Below are 1,682 nucleotides of genomic sequence, written 5' to 3'. Positions count from 1 at the left end.
GCCATAGGCAGCGGGGCCTTCGTCGTGGATGCTGCTGTCGCATGAGACGACTCGCGGAAGCCAGACAAGGCAAGAGATCTCACCACCCGCGTGGCCGCGCGTGGACGTGGGCCGTGGTCCTCGGCGTCCTGCTGGCCGGGCTCGGCTGGAGCGCACCCGCCGGAGCCGACCCGGGCACCAGCGGGCTGCCGGAGGCCATCGACACCATCCTCGGGGACAGCAGGATGGAGGGCGGGGCGGCGAGCGTCGTGGTCGCCGAGGCCACGAGCGGGGATCTGCTGTACCAGCGGTCGCCCACCTCGCGGCTGATGCCCGCCTCCAACACCAAACTGCCCACCTCGGCCGCGGCGATGGAGATCCTCGGCCCCGACCACACGTTCACGACGGACGTCCTGACGACCGCCCGCCGGCACGGCTCCACCCTGACCGGCGACCTGTATCTGCGCGGCACCGGCGACCCGACCGCCCTGGCCGCCGACTACGACACCCTGGCCGCACAGGTCGCCGCCTCGGGCGTCACGCGCGTCGACGGGCGGCTCCTCGCCGACGACACCCGCTTCGACCGCAACCGCCTCGGCCGCTCCTGGGCCGCCGACGACGAGTCCGCGTACTACTCGGCGCAGATCAGCGCGCTGAGCGTCGCCCCGGACACCGACTACGACACGGGCTCGGTGATCGTGGAGGTCGCACCGGGCGCCGCAGCCGGTGACGAGCCCAAGGTCACCGTCACCCCGAAGACGACGTACGTGGACGTCGACGTACGGGCCACGACCGTCGCCGCGGGCGGGGCGAACGACCTCACCGTGGAGCGCGAGCACGGCACCAACACGATCGTCGTCAGCGGTACGACACCGGTCGGCGGCTCCGGCGCCCAGGAGTGGGTCAGCGTGTGGGAGCCCACCGGATATGCCGCCGCCGTGTTCCGGGACGCGCTCGCCGCGCACGGGGTGAAGGTGACCGGGGCGACCCGGCTCGGCCGCGCCACCCCCGCGACGGCCCGGCGGCTCGCCTCGCACGCCTCCATGCCGCTGAAGGACCTGCTGATCCCGTTCATGAAGCTGTCGAACAACATGCACGCCGAGATCCTCACCAAGACCATGGGCCTGAAGGTCTCCGGCGAGGGCAGCTGGAGCGCCGGGCTCGCCGCCGTGAGCGGCTATCTCAAGGGCGTCGGCGTCGACACGGGCAAGTTGCGGCAGGTCGACGGCTCGGGGCTGTCCCGGATGAACAACCTCACCGCCGGGCAGTTCGCGAAGCTGCTGCTCGCGGTACGGGCCGAGCCCTGGTACGCCGACTGGCACAAATCCCTGCCGGTCGCCTGCGCCCCCGAACGGTTCGTGGGCGGCACCCTGCGCACCAGGATGTGCGGAACGCCCGCGGCCCTCAACGCGGTCGGCAAGACCGGCTCGCTGACCGGGGCGTCCGCGCTCTCGGGGTACGTGAAGGACGCGGACGGACGTGAACTCGTCTACAGCATCGTGCTCAACAACTACCTGGCCGCGTCCGTGAAGCCGCTGGAGGACGCGATCGTGGTGACGCTCGCCCGGTCCACGGCGGACGAGACCGTGACGGTGAAGCCGACGGGCCCGAGCGCGCGGTCGGCCGAGCGCAGCACGGACCTGGAGTGCTCGTGGCGCAAGCCGGCGGAGTGCTGAGGGAGTGAGACGCGGTGGGGGCGGCGG

The 1,682-nt window shown here is 72.2% G+C and carries 1 protein-coding gene; it reads left to right on the top strand.

Annotated elements, in window-relative coordinates:
* Window positions 1-41 precede the first annotated feature (41 nt).
* Window positions 42-1,655: a D-alanyl-D-alanine carboxypeptidase/D-alanyl-D-alanine-endopeptidase gene (dacB, locus tag ACFWGJ_RS43585; protein WP_387334530.1), complete on the top strand. Its 1,614-nt coding sequence runs from the start codon at window positions 42-44 to the stop codon at window positions 1,653-1,655.
* Window positions 1,656-1,682 lie beyond the last annotated feature (27 nt).

The sequence above is a fragment of the Streptomyces sp. NPDC060205 genome (assembly GCF_042728395.1).
In the GTDB taxonomy this organism is placed as follows: domain Bacteria; phylum Actinomycetota; class Actinomycetes; order Streptomycetales; family Streptomycetaceae; genus Streptomyces.
The sequence above is the reverse complement of the archived record's forward strand: the minus strand, read 5'-3'. Positions and strand labels throughout refer to the sequence as shown.

Excerpts from the sequence above, each read along its gene's own strand:
- dacB (WP_387334530.1), top strand. The coding sequence starts at position 42 with ATGAGACGACTCGCGGAAGCCAGACAAGGCAAGAGATCTCACCACCCG.